This window comes from Amycolatopsis rhabdoformis, from assembly GCF_035918295.1.
GTDB lineage: Bacteria > Actinomycetota > Actinomycetes > Mycobacteriales > Pseudonocardiaceae > Amycolatopsis > Amycolatopsis rhabdoformis.
Genome location: NZ_CP142149.1, coordinates 4010908 through 4027443, shown reverse-complemented (window position 1 = coordinate 4027443; position 16536 = coordinate 4010908). Strand labels below are relative to the sequence as shown.

Here is a 16536-nt window from a genome sequence, read left to right as displayed (position 1 = left end):
ACGTGGATGTCGAGGTGTACCAGAACGGGGCTGTCGGCGCGGAAGTGCGGCAGGTGCAAGCGCTCGTGGCCGTGACGGCCCGCGGCACCGAAGGGGCGGCCGTGCCCGACGCGGCGGAGGTGCTGCTCATCGACTGCTCCAGCTCGATGCGCCACCCGCCGACGAAGATCGCCGCCGCGCGCAAGGCCGCCGCCGCGGCGATCTCGGTGCTGCCGGACGGCACGAGGTTCGCCGTGGTGCGCGGCACCGACCACGCCGAGGGCGTGTACCCGCGGGAGCGGCGGCTGGCCGTGGCGTCGGCGGACACCCGACGTGAGGCCACGGCGGCGGTCGAGCGGCTCACCGCGGGCGGCGGCACGGCGATGGGCACCTGGCTGGCCCGCGCGCGAGACCTGTTCGACACCGCGCCCGCCGGCCTGAACCACGTGCTGTTGCTGACCGACGGCCGCAACCAGTCGCAGTCGCGCGAGGCGCTGCTGCGAGTGCTCGACACGTGCGAAGGCCGCTTCTCCGGAGACGCCCGCGGGATCGGCGACGGCTGGGAACCCGCCGAGCTCACGGAGATCGTGCGCGTGCTGCGCGGCGGCGTCGACTCGGTGGTCCGCGACGAGGACCTGGCCGACGACTTCCGCGCGCTCGTCCGCGCCGCGCTGGCCAAGGTGATTCCCGACGTGCGGCTGCGGATCGGCACGATGGCCTACAGCTCGCTGCGATGGGTGAAGCAGACGGTCCCGAACGAGTACGACCTCACCGGCCGCTGCGTGCCCGACGGCGACCGCGAGGTCGTGCTCTCCACCGGCTCCTGGGCCGCCGCGGAGAAGCGCGAGTTCCAGCTGGCCGTGGACCTCGCCGACGGCTTCGAGCCCAGCTTCGACCGCCCGCGCCAGCTCGCCTGGGTCGAAGTCGAGGGCGGTCCGCAGAAACCGGTGCTGGGCCGGTGGACCCACGATCCCGTCCCGCCGACATTGGTCCACCCGAAGCTGTTGCGCTCCACGATCCGCACCGAGCTCGGCACCCTCCTCGCCGACGCCGACGAGGCCCACGCCGTCGGCGACGTCGCCACGGCACTGCGCTACTGGGGCCGCGTCGCTCGCCTCGCGACCGAGACCGGCGACCACGACGTGCTGCGGCGCCTGCGTGGGGTGGTGGTGATCGTCGACGCCGCCGCCGAATCGGTGCGCCCCCGCCCCGAGGCGACGCGCAGCCAGCTGCTCAACCTGCTGCTGTCACGGGTGACTCACGTCGATGGCGCGGTGGTCGCGGTGCCGCTGGGCGAGCCGCGGGAGTGCGCGAAGTGCGGAGCGATGTCGTTACCGGGGGCACGGTTCTGCGAAGCGTGCGGGCACCCGATCGGCGACGGGGCCGGCTCGTGAGGCCGCCGACGCGCCTCGCGCTCACGCGGCTGAGCTTCGCGTTGGTCGGCTGCGCGCTCCTGACGCTGGTCACCTCCGCGTGGGCCGTGGGCTCCGTGTTCGACACCGCCGCGCTGGTCCGCGATCGCACCACGCAGGCGATCATCGAGGTCGCCGCGGCCCGCGACGCGCTGGTGTCGGCCGACGCCGCGGCGGTCATGAGTTTCACGTCGGGGGAGGCGAAGCTCGCGGGGCCGGGCCAGGAGTTCGAGAACCAGATGGCCGCGGCGAGCCAGAGCCTCGCGCGCGTGGCCGAGTTCAACCAGGCCGGCGCGGCGGGCGGCGGCACGTTGCAGGTGGTGGAGGGCCTCGTGGCGGCGTACTCGGGGGCGATGGGCCAGGCCGACGCGCACTTCCGGCAGCCCGGCGCGGACCGCGTGGGTCTCGCCGACCTCTGGTACGCCTCACGGCTGCTCCACGCGCCGGGCAATGTGCTCTCCTCGCTCGCGCAGCTGCAGGACCAGCAGCGCCGCGCGCTCGACGACCTGCTCGCCGCCGACGGCGTGAGCGGCTGGACGATCCCGCTCTGGCTGCTGCCACCGACGTTGCTCCTGGCTCTGCTGGTGCTCACGCAAGTGTCGCTGCGGCGCCGGTTCCGCCGCCGGCTGAACCCGGGGCTGCTCGCCGCCACGCTGGGCGTCGCCGCCGCGGTGACCGGGCTGTGCCTGGCGTTCGCGCACGCGCAGCAGCTCGGCGGCGTGCGCGACCGGGTCGACGCGTTGCTCGGCCTGCGCGCCCGCGCGGTCGAGGCGGCCGACACCTCGGGGCAGAACGCGCTGGCCGACCTGTTGCGCGGCTCGTGCGGGTCCGCGGGCTGCGGGTCCACTGTGGACGCCTTCGAGGCCGGCGTGCGGCAGGCGGCCGATCGCAGCGGGCCCGCTCCCGACATCGACGACCTGGCGGTGGCGACCGGCGAGGTCACGTCCGCCGCCGCCGCGGCCGCGGATTCCGGGGGCCTGCCGGTGTGGGTGCCCGGCGCGGTGGTGGCGGCCGCGGCGGGCGCCGTGCTCGGGTTGCGGCGGCGGGTCGAGGAATACCGGTACCGGCCGTGACCAGTCCACTGTGGAGGAAGCTGCTCGTGCTGGTGGCGGTGCTGGTGTGCGGCACCGCGTCCTCGTGCGCGGCGATCACCGACGCCGGCACGGTGAGCGTGCTCGCGTCGTGGACCGGCGCCGAAGAGACCGCGTTCCGCAAGGTGCTGGCCGTGTTCACCGACCGCACCCACATCCGGGTCGACTACCAGGGCACCCGCGCGCTCGATCAGGTGCTCGCCGCCGACGTGCAGCGCGGCACTGCCCCCGATGTCGCGATGCTGCCGAACCCGGGCTCGCTGGCCGCCTACGCCGACCACGGCCTGTTGCGCCTGGACTTCCTCGAGCACGAGGTCGGGAAGTCCTATCCCGCGGCCTGGTCGGGCCTGCAGCACGCCGGCAAGGCCACGCTGTACGCGGTCGCGGTGAAGGCCGACCTCAAGAGCGCGATCTGGTTCCGCCCTGCGCGCCTGCCCGGGGCGCTGCCCGCCACGTGGCAGCAGCTGCTCGACCGCACGCGCGCCGTCACCGCGAGCGGCGGCACGCCGTGGTGCCTCGGGCTCGCCGCGCCGCCGACGTCGGGCTGGCCCGGCACCGACTGGATCGAGGACCTCCTCCTGCACTCGGCCGGCCCGGAGGTCTACCGCCGCTGGGCCGCCGGCACGCTGTCCTGGACGTCGCCGCAGGTGCGCCAGGCCTGGCTCGACTGGGGCACGCTCGTGGTCCACCCGGGAGGGGTGTCCGGCGGACCGTCGTCGGCGCTGCTGACCGATTTCGGCGACGCGGGCCGCCCGCTGTTCGCCGACCCGCCCGGCTGCCTGCTGGAGCACCAGGGTTCGTTCGTGATGAGCACATACGCGGCGCTGGGCAAGGTGGCGGGCCGCGACTACGACTTGCTGCCCTTCCCGGGGCCCCGGGTGTCGGAGGTGTCGGCGGATCTCGCGGGCATGTTCCACGACACCGCCGGCGCGCGGCGGCTGCTGGAGTTCCTCATCTCGCCCGAGGCCCAGGAGATCTGGGTGCGCAACGGCGTCGCGACCGTGTTCTCGGCCCGCGCCGACGTGCCGCTGACGGCCTACGGCGACGCGACGAAGCAGGAGGTCGCGCGGATGCTCACCGTCGATCCGAAAGTGTGTTTCGACGCCTCCGACCTCATGCCCGCGGCCATGAGCGGCGCCTTCTACCGGGCCGTGCTGGAGTTCGTGAACGACCCCGGGCAGCTCGACGTGCTGCTCGGGCGCCTCGAGGACACCCGGCGCGGAATCCCCGTGGCCGACTGGCTGGATGTCCCTTGTGGACAGTGAGGAGCGAGCATGACCGAGCTGGCGAGGTTTCCTCTGGAAGGCGGCGGCGACGTGGTGGTGGAGGTCGGCCCGGCCGCTCCGGGCACGGCGCGCGTCGGCCGCCGCGAAGACGTGCTCGCCGACGCGCGGGAGTCGTTCGAAACGGCACTGGCGAGCGTTCGCGACGCGGCCGCCGCGGCGTTGGGCCAGTTCCGCGACATGACGCGCGCCCCCGACGAGGTGGAGATCAAGTTCGGCGTGAAGCTCAGCGCGGAGGCCGGTGCCGTGATCGCGAAGACCGGCGTGGAGGGGCAGCTGGAGATCAAGCTCAAGTGGCGACGCGACGGCGAGGTCTGAGCCGGGTCAGAACAGCGTGGGCGGGCCGACCGGCATCGGCTCGGCGAGCGGTTCGAGGTCCGGGACCCGGGCGCGCACGTCGTCGTGGAAGCGGCGGGCCAGCAGGAGGGCGTCGGCGTTGTCCGGGGTGTGCAGGAAAACCGTGGGGGAGCGGCCTTCGCGCAGCCACTGCACCACGGCGTCGGCCCAGGGCCGCCAGCCGGCGGCGGTCTGCTCCGGGTCGTCGCGGCCGAGGTAGCGCACCACGGGGTTGGCGGTGAGTGCGCGGACGCGGCGCGGCATCCGGGGTTTCTTCAGCCACGCCTCGGATTCCGCCTCGGACGTGGGCCGCTGGGCGAACAACACGGTGGTGTCGAAGGTGATCCACTCGGCGTCGATGCCGGCGAGGGCGCGTTCGAGGGCCTGCGCGGCGGAGGTGTTCTCGAAGAAGGTGCGGTCGCGAACCTCGACGGCGTACCGGTGTTCGCGCGGCAACCGGCGCAGGAAGCTGCCGAGAGTGCCGAGGGCGGCCGGCGAGAACGACGGCGGCAGCTGGATCCAGAAGGTGTGGGCCCGTTCGCGCAGCGGTTCCATCGCGGTGAGGAACGTGCTCAGCAGCGGGCCGACGTCGCCGAGGCCGCGTTCGTGCGTGATGGGCTTCGGAAGCTTGAGCACGAAGCGAAAATCGGGAGAAGTCTGCTCGGCCCAGGTCGCCACGGTCTCGCGCGACGGCGTGGCGTAGAAGGTCGTGTTGCCTTCGACGGCGTTGCACCAGGTGGCGTAGGCACGCAAGCGTTCGCGCGGGGCGAGGGGGTGGGGCAGCAGGCGGCCCTGCCAGGGCGCGTGCGTCCACATCGCGCAGCCGACGTGGAGTTTCACGGCTGAAAGCCTAGTCCGCGGCCACTGCGTGGGGTGATTCACCCGCGTCACCCGCCCGGACAGCGGTACCCGCGTCACGGCCGCCTCACTTAGCGTGACATGCGTTGGTGTCGATAGATAGCGGAGGACCGAGAGATGATCAAGCGGCTCTTCAAGTTCGTCATGCGCCACGGCTGCTGCGCCGCGTGCACCGGCAAGGGCTGCGGCTGCTGCGCCAACTGCAACTGAGGCGCGCGAACGGCGCACCACCCGTCCGGGGTCTCAGCCGCGGCCGAGGCCCCGGATCAGCACCATCACCGAATCCCGCACGTCGGCCCGCGTGCGCGAGGGCTGGAACACCTGCCAGTCGAGCGCGACGACCAGCATCGTGCCGAACAGGCCGGCCGCCGCGGTCTCGATGGCGACGCCGTCGGGCAGCCGGCCCGCCGCGGCCAGCCGTTGCAGCTGACCCTTCACGATCGAGATGATCTCCTCGCGCAGCAGCGCCAGCGTGTCGTGCCACTGGCCCGGCGTGCGCCACAGCTCGCTCACCACGATCTGCGAGAACCCCGGGTACTCCGCGATGAACTGCAACGTGGTGTCGACCTGGGCTTCGATCACCGCGAGCGGCTCGTCGTCCGTCACCGCCGTGCGCAGGCGCCCGGCGAGCAGGTCGACGCCGAACCGCAGCAGGCTGTCGACCAGCCCGTCCTTCGACCCGAAGTTGTAGTACACCGTGCCCTTGGCCACGCCGGCCTCGGTCGCGATCTCGTCCACCGTCAGCCCCACGAGGCCCCTGCTGGCCGAAAGCCGCAGGGTCGCCTCGAAGAGCTTCCGCTTGGTCGTCTCCCTCACAGGCTGAGCTCGGGTTTGAGCGCGGACACCGTCCACACGCGGTGCTTGCGCGCCGCCAGGGTCGAGAGCACGATTCCGCCGACGAGGTAGGCCAGCAGCACCCCGATGTCGCCGAGGATCTGCAGCGACGCGCCGGAGTAGAGCAGGTGCCGGAAGCCGTCGATCGCGTACCCCATCGGCAGCACCACGTGCAGCGGGTAGAGCGCGTCAGGGATCGTCTGCCACGGGAACGTGCCGCCCGCGCTCACCAGCTGCAGCACCAGCAGCACCAGGCCGAGGAACTTGCCGACGGCGCCGAAGAACGCGTTGAGCGCGTGGACCACCGACGTGAACGCCAGCGAGACCAGGATCGCGAACCCGATGGCGCCCAACGGATGCGCGATGTGGATGCCGACCAGCCACGTGACCGCGGCGAAGAGCACGATCACCTGCGCGATGCCGAGCACGGCCGAGGACAGCCAGCCGCCGAGCGCCACCCGCAGCGGCGAAGCCCCCGCGGTGAGCGCCCGCGTGGACAGCGGCCGGATGAGCAGGAACAGCACGAACGCGCCGATCCACGTCGCCAGCGAGATGAAGAACGGGGCCAGGCCCGCGCCGTACGTGCCGGCCGACGCGACGTCGTTCGGCGTGATCGCGACCGGGTCGGCGATGGTGTTCGCCGTGGCGGTGCGGGTCGGGTCGTCGGGGTTCGGGATCTGCGAGAGCCCCGCGGACAGCCCGTCGCGCAGCTGGTTCGCGCCGCTCGCGAGCTGGTCGGTGCCGGTGACGGCGGTCTTCTCGCCGTCGTCGAGCTTCGCCGCGCCGTCGCGCAGCTGGTTCGCCCCGTCGGACGCCTGGGCGATGCCGCTCGTGAGCTGAGGCGTGGCCGCGGCCAGCTGGTGCGCGCCGTCGGAGACCTGACGGGCGCCGCTCGCCAGCTTGGCGAGGTCGCCGTTGGCCGACTGGATCTTGGTGTTCGCCTGGTCGACGGGGGAGCGCAGCTGGTCCAGCCGCGCCAGGATGTCGGTGACCTGGCTGTCGGAGAGACCCGCGTTGTGCAGGTCGGTATTCAGCTGCGCGCGATAGCCGTCGAGCTTGCCCTGGATGTCGGCCGACGCGGACGCGGCGAGCGAGGCGGCGTCGGCCACCTGCTGGTTGCCGTCGGCGACCTGGCCGGCGCCGGTCGCGAGCTGCTGGGTCTGGCTCGGCAGCTGCGCGGTGCTCGTCTTCAACGTGTTCAGGCCAGTGGCGAGCGTGCCGGAGCCGGTGGCAAGCTGGCTCGCTCCGTCGGCGAGCTGGTGCTGGCCGGTCTGCAGCTGCGCGGCGCCGTCGGCGAGCTGCTTCGCGCCGGTGGCGGCGTCGGAGATCTTGCCGTAGATCGTGGAGAAGCCCACGAGGAACCGGTCGGCCGCCTCGCCGCCCACCTTCTCGGCGATGGTCTTGCGCACCTGGTCGGCCACCTGTTTCGCGATGGTGCCGGCGAGGTAGTTGTTGGCGTCGTTGGTGGTGAGCGTGATCGTCGCCTGCTGCGGGGTGAAGTTGCCCGACGAGAGCAGCGCGGTGGAGAAGTCACGCGGGATGCCGATGGCGAACGAGTACTTGTCGTCTCGCACGCCGTCGCGGGCGTCCTTTTCGGACACTTCGTGCCACTGGAAGGTGCCGGACTTCGTGAGCTCGTCGGTCACCTCGCGCCCGACGTTGCGCGTGGCGCCGGTCGAGTCCTTCGCGCCGGTGTCGCTGGTGAACACGGCGGCGGGCAGCTTGTCGAGGCGGCCGTACGGGTCGTAGTTCGCGTAGAGGTAGAAGGACGCGTAGAGCAGCGGCACCAACACGAGCGCCGCCATCGCCAGCTTCGGCAGCGTGCCCGCGGAGAGCCGGCGCAGTTCGTTGAGCGCGATGCGGAAGGCGTTGAGCCCACCGGCCCGCTTGTCGGGCGTGGTCATGCCTTCTCTCCTTCGGCGCTGAACTGCTCCGTGAGGGGCTGCTCAATGCTCGGTTCTTCGGTGGTGTGTTCGAGGCTCGTGTGTTCTGCGTTGCGGTGTTCGGGTGCGCGGTGCTTGGGCGCGACCGGCTCTTCGGGTGCCTCGGGCGCTTCGTTCACGGCCAGCAGGCGCACCGGGGCGGGCTGCTCGGTCGACCCGATGCGGGCCGGCGGATGCGGCAGCGCGACCGCGGGGGTCGTCGCGGTCAGCACGGCGACGGCGAGGCCGCGGCGCGCGTGCTCCTCGGCGACCGCGGTCCAGGTGTCCACGAGGCTGGTGTGCCGGTCCGGGGTGTCGAGCACGAGCACGCGGACACCGGTGCGCTCGGCGGCGAGCTCGGCCAGCAGCCGGGTGCGCAGCGCGGGCTCGAGGTTCTCGAAGCGCGTGCCGGCGAACGGGGCGGCGTCGTGGTCGGCCAGCCAGCGCGCCACGTCCTCCTTGCCCGCCGGCCGGTGCGCCAGGGCGAGCTCTTCGCCGGCGACGACCCGCAGGGGCAGCGCTTCGTCGGGCTCGCTCACGCCGGGGGCGTCGACCACGGCCACGAGGTCGCGCAGCAGGCCGGCGACGTCGGCGGTGACCGTGCCGGTGGTCGGCTTCACGCGACCGGCCAGCGCGAGACCCAGCGCGGTGATCCCGACGCCGGGCTCGCCGTGGACCAGCGTCACGCAGCCGTCCTCGACGGTCAGCGAGGTGGGTGGCAACAGTGTGCCGTGGGGGCCCTCCAGGGACACCCGGTCGGCTCGTACCTGCACGGGGACACTCCAACTTTTTGAACTGACCGGTCAGTGCAAAAACTAGCGCACATGATCAACGGACGACAAGGCGGGTGGTCGCACGTCACACGACCGAGTGGGCGGTGTCCCGCTCACCGGGGTGCTCGAAGCCCGAGGTCAGCGCAGCGCGCTCGCCGGGTGGGCTTCCCAGGACGTCCACAGTGGACGATAGCCCTGCCGGTGCCAGAACACGGACGAGAGGGGGTTCATCGGGTTGTAGTAGAGGTACGCGCCCACCGTGCCCGGGCGCAGCAGCTCGCAGTGCACGTGGTCCATCAGCACGCGCCCGATCCCGCCGCCGCGGTGGCCGGGCGCGGTCACCACGTTGTTCACGTACGCCCACAGCCCGGTCGGCAGCAGCTCGGCCGCCTCGGAGCCGGGCGTCGAATCCACCCAGGCGCACTGAGCGAGCGCCAGCGGCTCGCCGCCGGCCTCCGCGAGCCAGGTGGCCGGTTCGTCGAGCGCGCGACGCAGCGCGGGCGCGAGCAGCTCGGCGGTCTGGTCACGCCGGCGGTGGGCCACCAGGCCGGTGTAGTCGAAGGTCGCCGCGCACAGCGCGAGCACGGTGTCGAAGTCCGCCGGCTCGGCCAGGCGCACGGTGACACCCCCGGAGCCGGCCGGCTCCGGGACGGCCGGCGGCGGGTCCGTGCGCACGGCGAGCGCGGACATCGGGGCCAGCCCGTGGTCGAGGAACGCGCGGATCGCCTCGGCGTCGCGGCTGGGCCAGTTCACCACGCACGCCGAATCGGCGTCGGCGGACTCGGTGTCCACCAGCGACCGCAGCTCGCCGAGCAGCGCGTCGAAGCCGGCCGTGCCCGCGGTGTCCGCGTCGGGGAAGAGCTGCCACACCTGCGCGGCCGACCACAGCAGGGGAGTGTCGCCCGGGCCGTGGTGGTGGCGCTGCACGATCCCGGACACCCGCCGGCCCGCCGCCGTGACCGCGCCGACGCGCTCGCCCGCGGCGTCGGCTCCGGCCGGTGCGGGCAGCAGCGGATCGAGCGCGGTGAACCGCGTCGCGGGTTCGGTGGTGGCCACGAAAGCGCAGCGTAGCCGCTCAGGAGCGGTGGGTGCGGAAGATGGCAGTGCCCGGGAAGAGCTTGCCGCGCAACGGGCTCCACTGGCCCCAGGTGCGCGTGTGCCCCTCGGGCCACTCGGGTTCGATCAGGTCTTCGAGCGTGAACCCGCCGGCGGCGAGCGCGCGCACGTAGTCGCCGAGGGTGCGGTGGTACTCCACGTAGGTGGCCTCGCCGTCGTCGTCGACCTCGACGTAGGGCGTGCGGTCGAAGTACGGCTGCGTGACGGTGAGCCCCAGTGGACCCGGGTCGTCCGGGAAGATCCACCGCATCGGGTGGGTCACCGAGAACACCCACGGCGAGCCGGGGCGCAGCACGCGGTGCACCTCCGCGAACACCGTCGCGAGCGAGGGCACGAACGGCAGCGCGCCGAACGCCGAGCACGCGGCGTCGAAGCTGCCCGGGGCGAACGGCAGGTGCTCGGCGTTGGCCTGGACCAGGGGCACGGCGACGCCGGTGCGCTCGTTGCCCTCGCGCGCGTGGCGCAGCATCCCGCCGGAGAGGTCGGTCGCCACCGCGTGGGCGCCGGCGGCGGTGAGCCAGCGCGAGCACGCCGCCTGGCCGCAGCCGACCTCGAGCACGCGCCGGCCGCGCACGTCGCCGAGCAGGCGCACGTCCTCTTCGCGCACGCCCTCGGGGCACCACACGAAGTCGGCGTCGCCCAGGAACTCGCCGTGGGTGGCCTGGTAGTCGTCGGCGTCGGCGTCCCACCAGGCGAGGTTCGCGGCGGCCGCCTCGTCGCCGCCCACCGTGCGGTAGGCGACGCCGGCCGTGCCGAGCTGCTGCTCGGCCTGCGCGTGGCGGTCGGCCTCGGGTGCCGGCCAGGGCACCGGGGCCTCTGGGGACGCCGGCGACGCTGACGCCGCCGAGGACGCCGGGTGCTCGGACATGCGGGGTCCTTCCAGGGGGAACGGGGAATGGCGGCGCCGGCCGAAACGTTGCCGGAAGGGTACCGGGAGCTGTGGGGACCCTGATTGTGTGGCCCACCGGGGCCCGCGTACGATGAGTATCAGCGCAGTGGGTTCGCGCTGCCTGGGTCTTTACTTGCCGGGGCCGCGCACCGTTTGCGGGTCATGCCGCGGTCGTTCACTGGTGGACGTTGCTCGTGGGGTCGTCGCATGTCCCGTATCCACGCCCCGACGCGCTGCCGACCGACACCCTACGATTCCATCCACCGGAGCAACCCGCCTAATGACCACCGACACCGCCACCGCCCCGACCGCCCCCATCGGGGCCCCGCAGGTCGCCATCAACGACATCGGGTCGGAGGAAGACTTCCTCGCGGCTATCGACAAGACCATCAAGTACTTCAACGATGGCGACATCGTCGAAGGCACGATCGTCAAGGTCGACCGCGACGAGGTCCTGCTCGACATCGGCTACAAGACCGAGGGTGTCATCCCCTCGCGCGAGCTTTCCATCAAGCACGATGTCGACCCGGCTGAGGTTGTCTCCGTCGGCGATGAGGTCGAAGCTCTCGTTCTCCAGAAGGAGGACAAGGAAGGCCGCCTGATCCTGTCCAAGAAGCGTGCGCAGTACGAGCGCGCGTGGGGCACGATCGAGGAGCTCAAGGAGAAGGACGAGCCCGTCAAGGGCACCGTCATCGAGGTCGTCAAGGGTGGTCTCATCCTGGACATCGGCCTCCGCGGCTTCCTTCCCGCCTCGCTGGTCGAGATGCGCCGCGTGCGCGACTTGCAGCCGTACGTCGGCCGCGAGCTCGAGGCGAAGATCATCGAGCTGGACAAGAACCGCAACAACGTGGTCCTGTCCCGCCGCGCCTACCTCGAGCAGACGCAGTCCGAGGTCCGCAGCGAGTTCCTCAACAACCTCGCCAAGGGCCAGGTCCGCAAGGGCGTCGTGTCCTCCATCGTCAACTTCGGTGCCTTCGTGGACCTGGGTGGCGTCGACGGCCTGGTGCACGTCTCCGAGCTGTCCTGGAAGCACATCGACCACCCGTCCGAGGTCGTCGAGGTCGGCCAGGAGGTCACGGTCGAGGTCCTCGACGTCGACATGGACCGCGAGCGCGTGTCCCTGTCGCTGAAGGCGACCCAGGAAGACCCGTGGCGTCAGTTCGCCCGCACCCACGCGATCGGTCAGATCGTGCCGGGCAAGGTCACCAAGCTCGTCCCGTTCGGTGCGTTCGTGCGCGTCGAAGAGGGCATCGAGGGCCTGGTGCACATCTCCGAGCTGGCCGAGCGCCACGTGGAGATCCCGGAGCAGGTCGTGCAGGTCAACGGCGACGTCATGGTCAAGGTCATCGACATCGACCTCGAGCGTCGTCGCATCTCGCTGTCGCTGAAGCAGGCCAACGAGGGCGTCACGGCCGACACCGAGTTCGACCCGACGCAGTACGGCATGGCCGCCGAGTACGACCCCGAGGGCAACTACATCTACCCCGAGGGCTTCGACCCGGACACCCAGGAGTGGCAGGAAGGCTTCGACAAGCAGCGCGAAGAGTGGGAGCGGCAGTACGCCGAGGCCCACACGCGCTACGAGGCCCACATGGCCCAGGTCAAGAAGGCCGCCGAGGCCGACGCCGAAGCGGCTGCCGACGCCGCCACCGGGATCGAGGGTGGCAGCAGCAGCGGTGGCGACCAGACCTACACCTCCGCTCCGGCCGAGGCCAAGAGCGGTGGCACGCTGGCCAGCGACGAGCAGCTCGCGGCTCTGCGCGAGAAGCTCTCGGGCGGCCAGGGCTGAGCCCACGCCTGACGGCAAGCACCACTGAGTTCTGACAGCGCGGCCCCGGTCCGATTCGGACCGGGGCCGCGCTGTTGGTGTCTCCGGAGTTGGGGCGCAGTAGAAGGCACCACCCCGAAACTCGGCGTGGTGGGGGCGAGAGTCAGTTGTGGAGGCCGAGCCCGGTGATCATCGACAGCACGCCGGTGCGGTACATGATCTCGTTGGCCTCATCGGTCGGCTCGATGAACCAGTCGCTCAGCGGCGTCTGCGAACGGATGGTGAGCTCCACGCTCACGAGGCCGTGCATCGCCGTCCACAGCAGATAGCCGTAATCGCGCGAGTCCGTGCCGGGGTCGCTGATGCGGCGGATCTTGCCCACGAACATCGCGAACGTCGTGCGCAGCACGGCCGTGCGCAGCTCCGGGTCCGGGTCGTAGTCGTGCACCGAGCGTTCGAACATCATCGCGTAGCGGGCCGGGCTCTCGAGCGCGAACCGGCGGTAGGCCAGTGCGATCTCGAGCAGATCCGCCACGCCGTCATCGGTTTCCGGCGGCAGGTTCAGCAGGTCTTCGCGCAGCAGGTCGAACGCGCGCTCGTACAACGCGTCGAGCAGACCGGTGCGGCCGCCGAAGCGCGTGTAGACGGTGATGGTGGACGCGCCGGCCGCCTCGGCCACGCCGCGCACGGTGAGCCCGCCGACGCCGCGGTCGGTGAGGACGGTGAGCGCGGCGTCGAGGAACCGGACCCGGTTGTGGTGGTCGGCGGGCTGAGTCGACAGATGGCGGGTGGCCACGACCGTTACCCCCTTCGCCCTTGCCGCGCAGGACAGGTCCGCGTCTCGCCTGCCGAAGATACGATATTCAAGCGCGCTTGGGAACTTCGCCATGCGGCCGGATCTGTGGGATCTTCGTCCTGTGGACCTCGCCACGGCCGGACACCACTTCGTCCACAAGCGACGTTGGAACCGGTGACGGTTCAAGCAGTGACGTGGTGAGGCGGCGGAGTGGCTCGTCGGCACTCCCGACAACCCCGAGCAGGAGGAAAACCGGATGACTGAGTCGGAACCGGGCACCGTGGTGGTCAGTGAAGCCGGCGAAGGCCGCTTCACCCAGCACGTGACCGCGGGCGGGTTCGAGTTCGTGGTGGACGAGCCGAAGTCGGTCGGCGGCGACGGCACCGGCCCCACTCCGTACGACCTGCTGCTCGGTGCGCTGGGTTCCTGCACGGCGATCACGCTGCGGATGTACGCCGACCGCAAGAACATCCCGCTCGCCAACGTGAGTGTCCGGCTGCGCCACGACCGCATCCACGCGCGCGACTGCGAGCGCTGCGAGACCGAGGTCGGCATGGTGAGCCGCATCAGCCGTGAGATCGAGCTCGAGGGCGACCTCGACGACGAGCAGCGCGCGCGGTTGCTGGAGATCGCGGACAAGTGCCCCGTGCACCGCACACTGGAGCACGAGATCGACGTCCAGACGAAGCTGGTCTGAAGGAGCGGGGTGCGGGCCATGGAGCGAAGCGAACGGGTCGTCGTGGTCGTGTACGACTCGGTGCGGCTCCTGGACGTGACCGGGCCGCTCGAGGTGTTCGGGATGGCCAACGAGCACGGCGCGCACTACGAGCTGCTCACGGCGTCGCCGGGCGGCACCGACGTGCGCACCACCACCGGCACGCGCCTGGGCGCCGACGTCGCGCTGGAGGAGGTGAACGTCGCGGGCGGCACGCTCGTGGTGCCGGGCAGCCCCAACTGGCAGACGACCGTGTCCGACGAGCACTTGCTCGACGAGGTCCGTCGCTTGTCCCGGCAGGCGCGGCGCACGGCTTCGGTGTGCGCGGGCGCCTTCACGCTCGCGGCCGCCGGTCTGCTGGAAGGCCGCCGCGCGGCCACGCACTGGGAGCTGGCCGACCAGCTCGCGCGCCGCTACCCGGGCGTCGAGGTGGACTGCGAAGCGATCTTCGTGCGCGACGGTCCGATGATCTCCTCGGCCGGTGTCACCTCCGGCATCGACCTGTCGCTCGCGCTCGTGGAGGAGGACCTCGGCTCGGCGGCGGCGCGGCTGGTCGCGAAGCACCTGGTCGTGTTCCTGCAGCGGCCCGGCGGGCAGTCGCAGTTCAGCGTGCGCCTCGCCGCGCAGCCCGCGCGCAACGACCTGCTGCGCCGGATCATGGACCGCATCACCGCCGATCCGTCGGCGGACCACAGCCTGTCGCTGCTGGCCGACGACGCGGGGGTGAGCGTCCGGCACCTCACGCGGCTGTTCCGCGACCAGATGGGCACGTCGGTCGCGCGGTTCGTGGAAAGCACGCGCCTGGAGGCGGCGCAGCAGCTGCTGGAGACCGGCACCGATCCGCTCGACGTGGTCGCGCGCCGCACGGGGTTCGGCTCGGCGGAGACGCTGCGCCGCGTCTTCACGCGGGAGCTGGGCGTGCCACCGAGTGCCTATCGCGCCCGGTTCCGCACCACGAGCGCGCCGGCGCTGGCCGGTGCGCCCGGTTAGGACTTCGGGGAGCCGCTCAGGACGGCGAGACCACCGGCACCCACACGCGTTCCAGCGCCGCGGCGCGGGCGCGGCGGCGCAGGCCGGCGAAGCTGTGCTGGGCGGGCACGAGGAGGGCGCTCAGCCATGTGCGCCGGTATTCGGCGAGGGCGTCCGCCACCGGGCGGTAACCGACGCAGTGCACCAGCCCCGGCGTGCCGAGCCGGTGCTTCCCGACGTGCTTTTCCGCCATCGTTCCTCCGTGTGGGCGACCCTTCCGCCGCGCACGGTACGCAATCGCGCGGGTAAATCCGGGTAGCCGCCCGGCGTGTCACTCGGATCAGTCGATCGGATCCGGACAAGGTGCTTGATTTTCGCCTGTGGGTGTGCGTGTACCCGTGCGAGTGCACGTGCAGGCCTCTGACGTCCCCTGATCGAGTGGCGTCGGCGGCTGGCTAGGGTGAGGCCATGCTGCGAGTGGGCCTGACGGGTGGGATCGGCGCGGGGAAATCGACGGTGGCGAACCGGTTCGCGGAGCACGGCGCCGTGCTCGTGGACTCCGACCGGATCGCGCGCGAGGTCGTGGAGCCCGGCACCCCGGGGCTCGCGGCGTTGGCCGAGGCGTTCGGGGAAGACATCCTCGCCGCCGACGGGTCGCTCGACCGGCCGGCGCTGGCCGCGAAGGCGTTCGCCGACGAGGAGTCCCGCAAGCGCCTCAACGGGATCGTGCACCCGCTCGTGGGCAAGCGCACCGCCGAGCTGATGGCCGAGGCGGCCGACGACGCGGTGATCGTGCACGACATCCCCTTGCTCGTGGAGGGCAACCTGGCCGCGGCGTACCACCTCGTGGTGATCGTCGACGCGCCCGTGGAGGTCCGGGTGCGCCGGCTCGTGGACGTGCGGGGCATGGCCGAGGCCGACGCGCGGGCGCGGATCCGGGCGCAGGCCACCGACGAGCAGCGCCGCGCGGCCGCCGACGTGTGGCTCGACAACGGCGGTGCGCAGGACGCCGTGCTCGCCGAGGTCGACGCGCTGTGGGCCGACCGGCTCGTGCCGTTCGAGGCGAACCTGCGCCTGCGCAAGCCGCGCCCGCCGATGTCGCCGATGATCGCGCCGTACGACGAAACCTGGCCGCAGCAGGCCGAACGCCGACTCGCGCGGCTGCGGCTGGTCGCGGGGGAGCGGCTTCTGCGCGCCGACCATATCGGTTCCACCGCCGTGCCCGGCCTGCCGGCCAAGGACGTGCTCGACCTGCAGCTCACCGTCCCCACCCTCGCGGACGCCGACGCGCTCGCCGGGCCGCTGGCCGACGCCGGGTTCCCGCCGCTGGAGGGCGAGTGGTGGGACGACCCGCAGGACGGTTCCGCGGCGCCGTGGCCCAAGCGGCTGCACGTGGGCGCGGACCCGAAGCGGCCGGTGAACCTGCACGTCCGCACGCCCGAGACGCCGGCGTGGCGGCTCGCGCTGCTGTTCCGCGACTGGCTCCGCGCGAACCCGGCCGAGCGCGACGCGTACGCGGCCGTGAAGGAAGAGCTGGCGCGCGAGCACGCGGCCGACGGCACCGTCGCCGACTACGCCGACGCCAAGCAGGGCTGGGTCAACGACGCGTTCGGGCGGGCCGAAGTCTGGGCCGCGCAGACGTCCTGGCAGCCCTGACCGGGCCTTCCGCGACCAGTGCTTCCGCCGCCGGGCCTTCCGAAGGCAGGAGCGGCCGGAAAACCGGATGCGGTCCGGGTGGCGGCGCTGTTAGCGTCGCCGGCATGAACCGCTCACTCAGCACGACGACGCCGGACAC

16 protein-coding genes are annotated in these 16536 nt (G+C 72.1%); 8 read left to right on the top strand and 8 right to left on the bottom strand.

The window, feature by feature from the left end; translation table 11 throughout:
• Window positions 1-2 precede the first annotated feature (2 nt).
• The 4 genes from VSH64_RS18315 to VSH64_RS18300 are packed head-to-tail and all read left to right on the top strand — an operon-like array spanning window position 3 to window position 4083.
• A complete protein-coding gene (locus tag VSH64_RS18315) occupies window positions 3-1373 on the top strand; it encodes a VWA domain-containing protein (RefSeq protein WP_326836827.1) in 1371 nt (456 codons plus the stop codon).
• Window positions 1370-2464 carry a hypothetical protein gene (locus tag VSH64_RS18310; protein ID WP_326836826.1) on the top strand — a complete coding sequence of 365 codons (1095 nt, stop codon included), beginning with the start codon at window positions 1370-1372 and terminating at the stop codon, window positions 2462-2464. The genes VSH64_RS18315 and VSH64_RS18310 overlap by 4 nt, the downstream gene beginning before the upstream one ends.
• Window positions 2461-3747, top strand: coding sequence for an ABC transporter substrate-binding protein (locus tag VSH64_RS18305; RefSeq protein WP_326836825.1), 1287 nt, complete (start codon window positions 2461-2463; stop codon window positions 3745-3747). Before VSH64_RS18310 ends, VSH64_RS18305 begins: the two co-directional genes overlap by 4 nt.
• A gap of 9 nt (window positions 3748-3756) precedes the next feature.
• Window positions 3757-4083 carry a CU044_2847 family protein gene (locus VSH64_RS18300; protein WP_326836824.1) on the top strand — a complete coding sequence of 109 codons (327 nt, stop codon included), beginning with the start codon at window positions 3757-3759 and terminating at the stop codon, window positions 4081-4083.
• 6 nt (window positions 4084-4089) lie between these two features.
• Here VSH64_RS18300 and VSH64_RS18295 read toward each other — a convergent pair whose 3' ends face one another.
• The 6 genes from VSH64_RS18295 to VSH64_RS18270 form a co-directional block, all read right to left on the bottom strand.
• Complete coding sequence (locus VSH64_RS18295) at window positions 4090-4917, bottom strand: DUF72 domain-containing protein (RefSeq protein WP_326837975.1); 828 nt, start codon at window positions 4915-4917, stop codon at window positions 4090-4092.
• A 285-nt stretch (window positions 4918-5202) separates the two neighbouring features.
• On the bottom strand, window positions 5203-5775 hold the full coding sequence (locus tag VSH64_RS18290; RefSeq protein ID WP_326836823.1) for a TetR/AcrR family transcriptional regulator: 573 nt from the start codon (window positions 5773-5775) through the stop codon (window positions 5203-5205).
• Window positions 5772-7697 carry a YhgE/Pip domain-containing protein gene (locus VSH64_RS18285; RefSeq protein ID WP_326836822.1) on the bottom strand — a complete coding sequence of 642 codons (1926 nt, stop codon included), beginning with the start codon at window positions 7695-7697 and terminating at the stop codon, window positions 5772-5774. The genes VSH64_RS18290 and VSH64_RS18285 overlap by 4 nt, the downstream gene beginning before the upstream one ends.
• The gene (locus tag VSH64_RS18280) at window positions 7694-8488 is read right to left on the bottom strand and encodes an ATP-binding cassette domain-containing protein (RefSeq protein ID WP_326836821.1); all 795 of its coding nucleotides are present in this window, start codon (window positions 8486-8488) and stop codon (window positions 7694-7696) included. Before VSH64_RS18280 ends, VSH64_RS18285 begins: the two co-directional genes overlap by 4 nt.
• 138 nt (window positions 8489-8626) lie before the next feature.
• On the bottom strand, window positions 8627-9544 hold the full coding sequence (locus VSH64_RS18275) for a GNAT family N-acetyltransferase (protein ID WP_326836820.1): 918 nt from the start codon (window positions 9542-9544) through the stop codon (window positions 8627-8629).
• A 19-nt stretch (window positions 9545-9563) separates the two neighbouring features.
• Window positions 9564-10472 carry a class I SAM-dependent methyltransferase gene (locus VSH64_RS18270; RefSeq protein WP_326836819.1) on the bottom strand — a complete coding sequence of 303 codons (909 nt, stop codon included), beginning with the start codon at window positions 10470-10472 and terminating at the stop codon, window positions 9564-9566.
• A 301-nt stretch (window positions 10473-10773) separates the two neighbouring features.
• Between VSH64_RS18270 and rpsA the strand changes: the two genes are divergently transcribed.
• Window positions 10774-12282: a 30S ribosomal protein S1 gene (rpsA, locus tag VSH64_RS18265; protein ID WP_326836818.1), complete on the top strand. Its 1509-nt coding sequence runs from the start codon at window positions 10774-10776 to the stop codon at window positions 12280-12282.
• A gap of 142 nt (window positions 12283-12424) precedes the next feature.
• On the opposite strand, the gene VSH64_RS18260 is transcribed toward rpsA, so the two are convergent.
• Entirely contained in the window at window positions 12425-13057 is a 633-nt protein-coding gene (locus VSH64_RS18260; protein ID WP_326836817.1) for a TetR/AcrR family transcriptional regulator, read from the bottom strand.
• Window positions 13058-13313: 256 nt separating this feature from the next.
• Here VSH64_RS18260 and VSH64_RS18255 point away from each other — a divergent pair, with 256 nt between their 5' ends.
• Both VSH64_RS18255 and VSH64_RS18250 read left to right on the top strand, forming a co-directional pair.
• Window positions 13314-13754, top strand: coding sequence for an OsmC family protein (locus VSH64_RS18255; protein ID WP_326836816.1), 441 nt, complete (start codon window positions 13314-13316; stop codon window positions 13752-13754).
• Between the two features lie 18 nt (window positions 13755-13772).
• The gene (locus VSH64_RS18250) at window positions 13773-14762 is read left to right on the top strand and encodes a GlxA family transcriptional regulator (RefSeq protein WP_326836815.1); all 990 of its coding nucleotides are present in this window, start codon (window positions 13773-13775) and stop codon (window positions 14760-14762) included.
• A 16-nt stretch (window positions 14763-14778) separates the two neighbouring features.
• Here VSH64_RS18250 and VSH64_RS18245 read toward each other — a convergent pair whose 3' ends face one another.
• A complete protein-coding gene (locus VSH64_RS18245) occupies window positions 14779-14994 on the bottom strand; it encodes a hypothetical protein (RefSeq protein WP_326836814.1) in 216 nt (71 codons plus the stop codon).
• Between the two features lie 215 nt (window positions 14995-15209).
• Here VSH64_RS18245 and coaE point away from each other — a divergent pair, with 215 nt between their 5' ends.
• The gene (coaE, locus tag VSH64_RS18240) at window positions 15210-16397 is read left to right on the top strand and encodes a dephospho-CoA kinase (RefSeq protein WP_326836813.1); all 1188 of its coding nucleotides are present in this window, start codon (window positions 15210-15212) and stop codon (window positions 16395-16397) included.
• Window positions 16398-16536 lie beyond the last annotated feature (139 nt).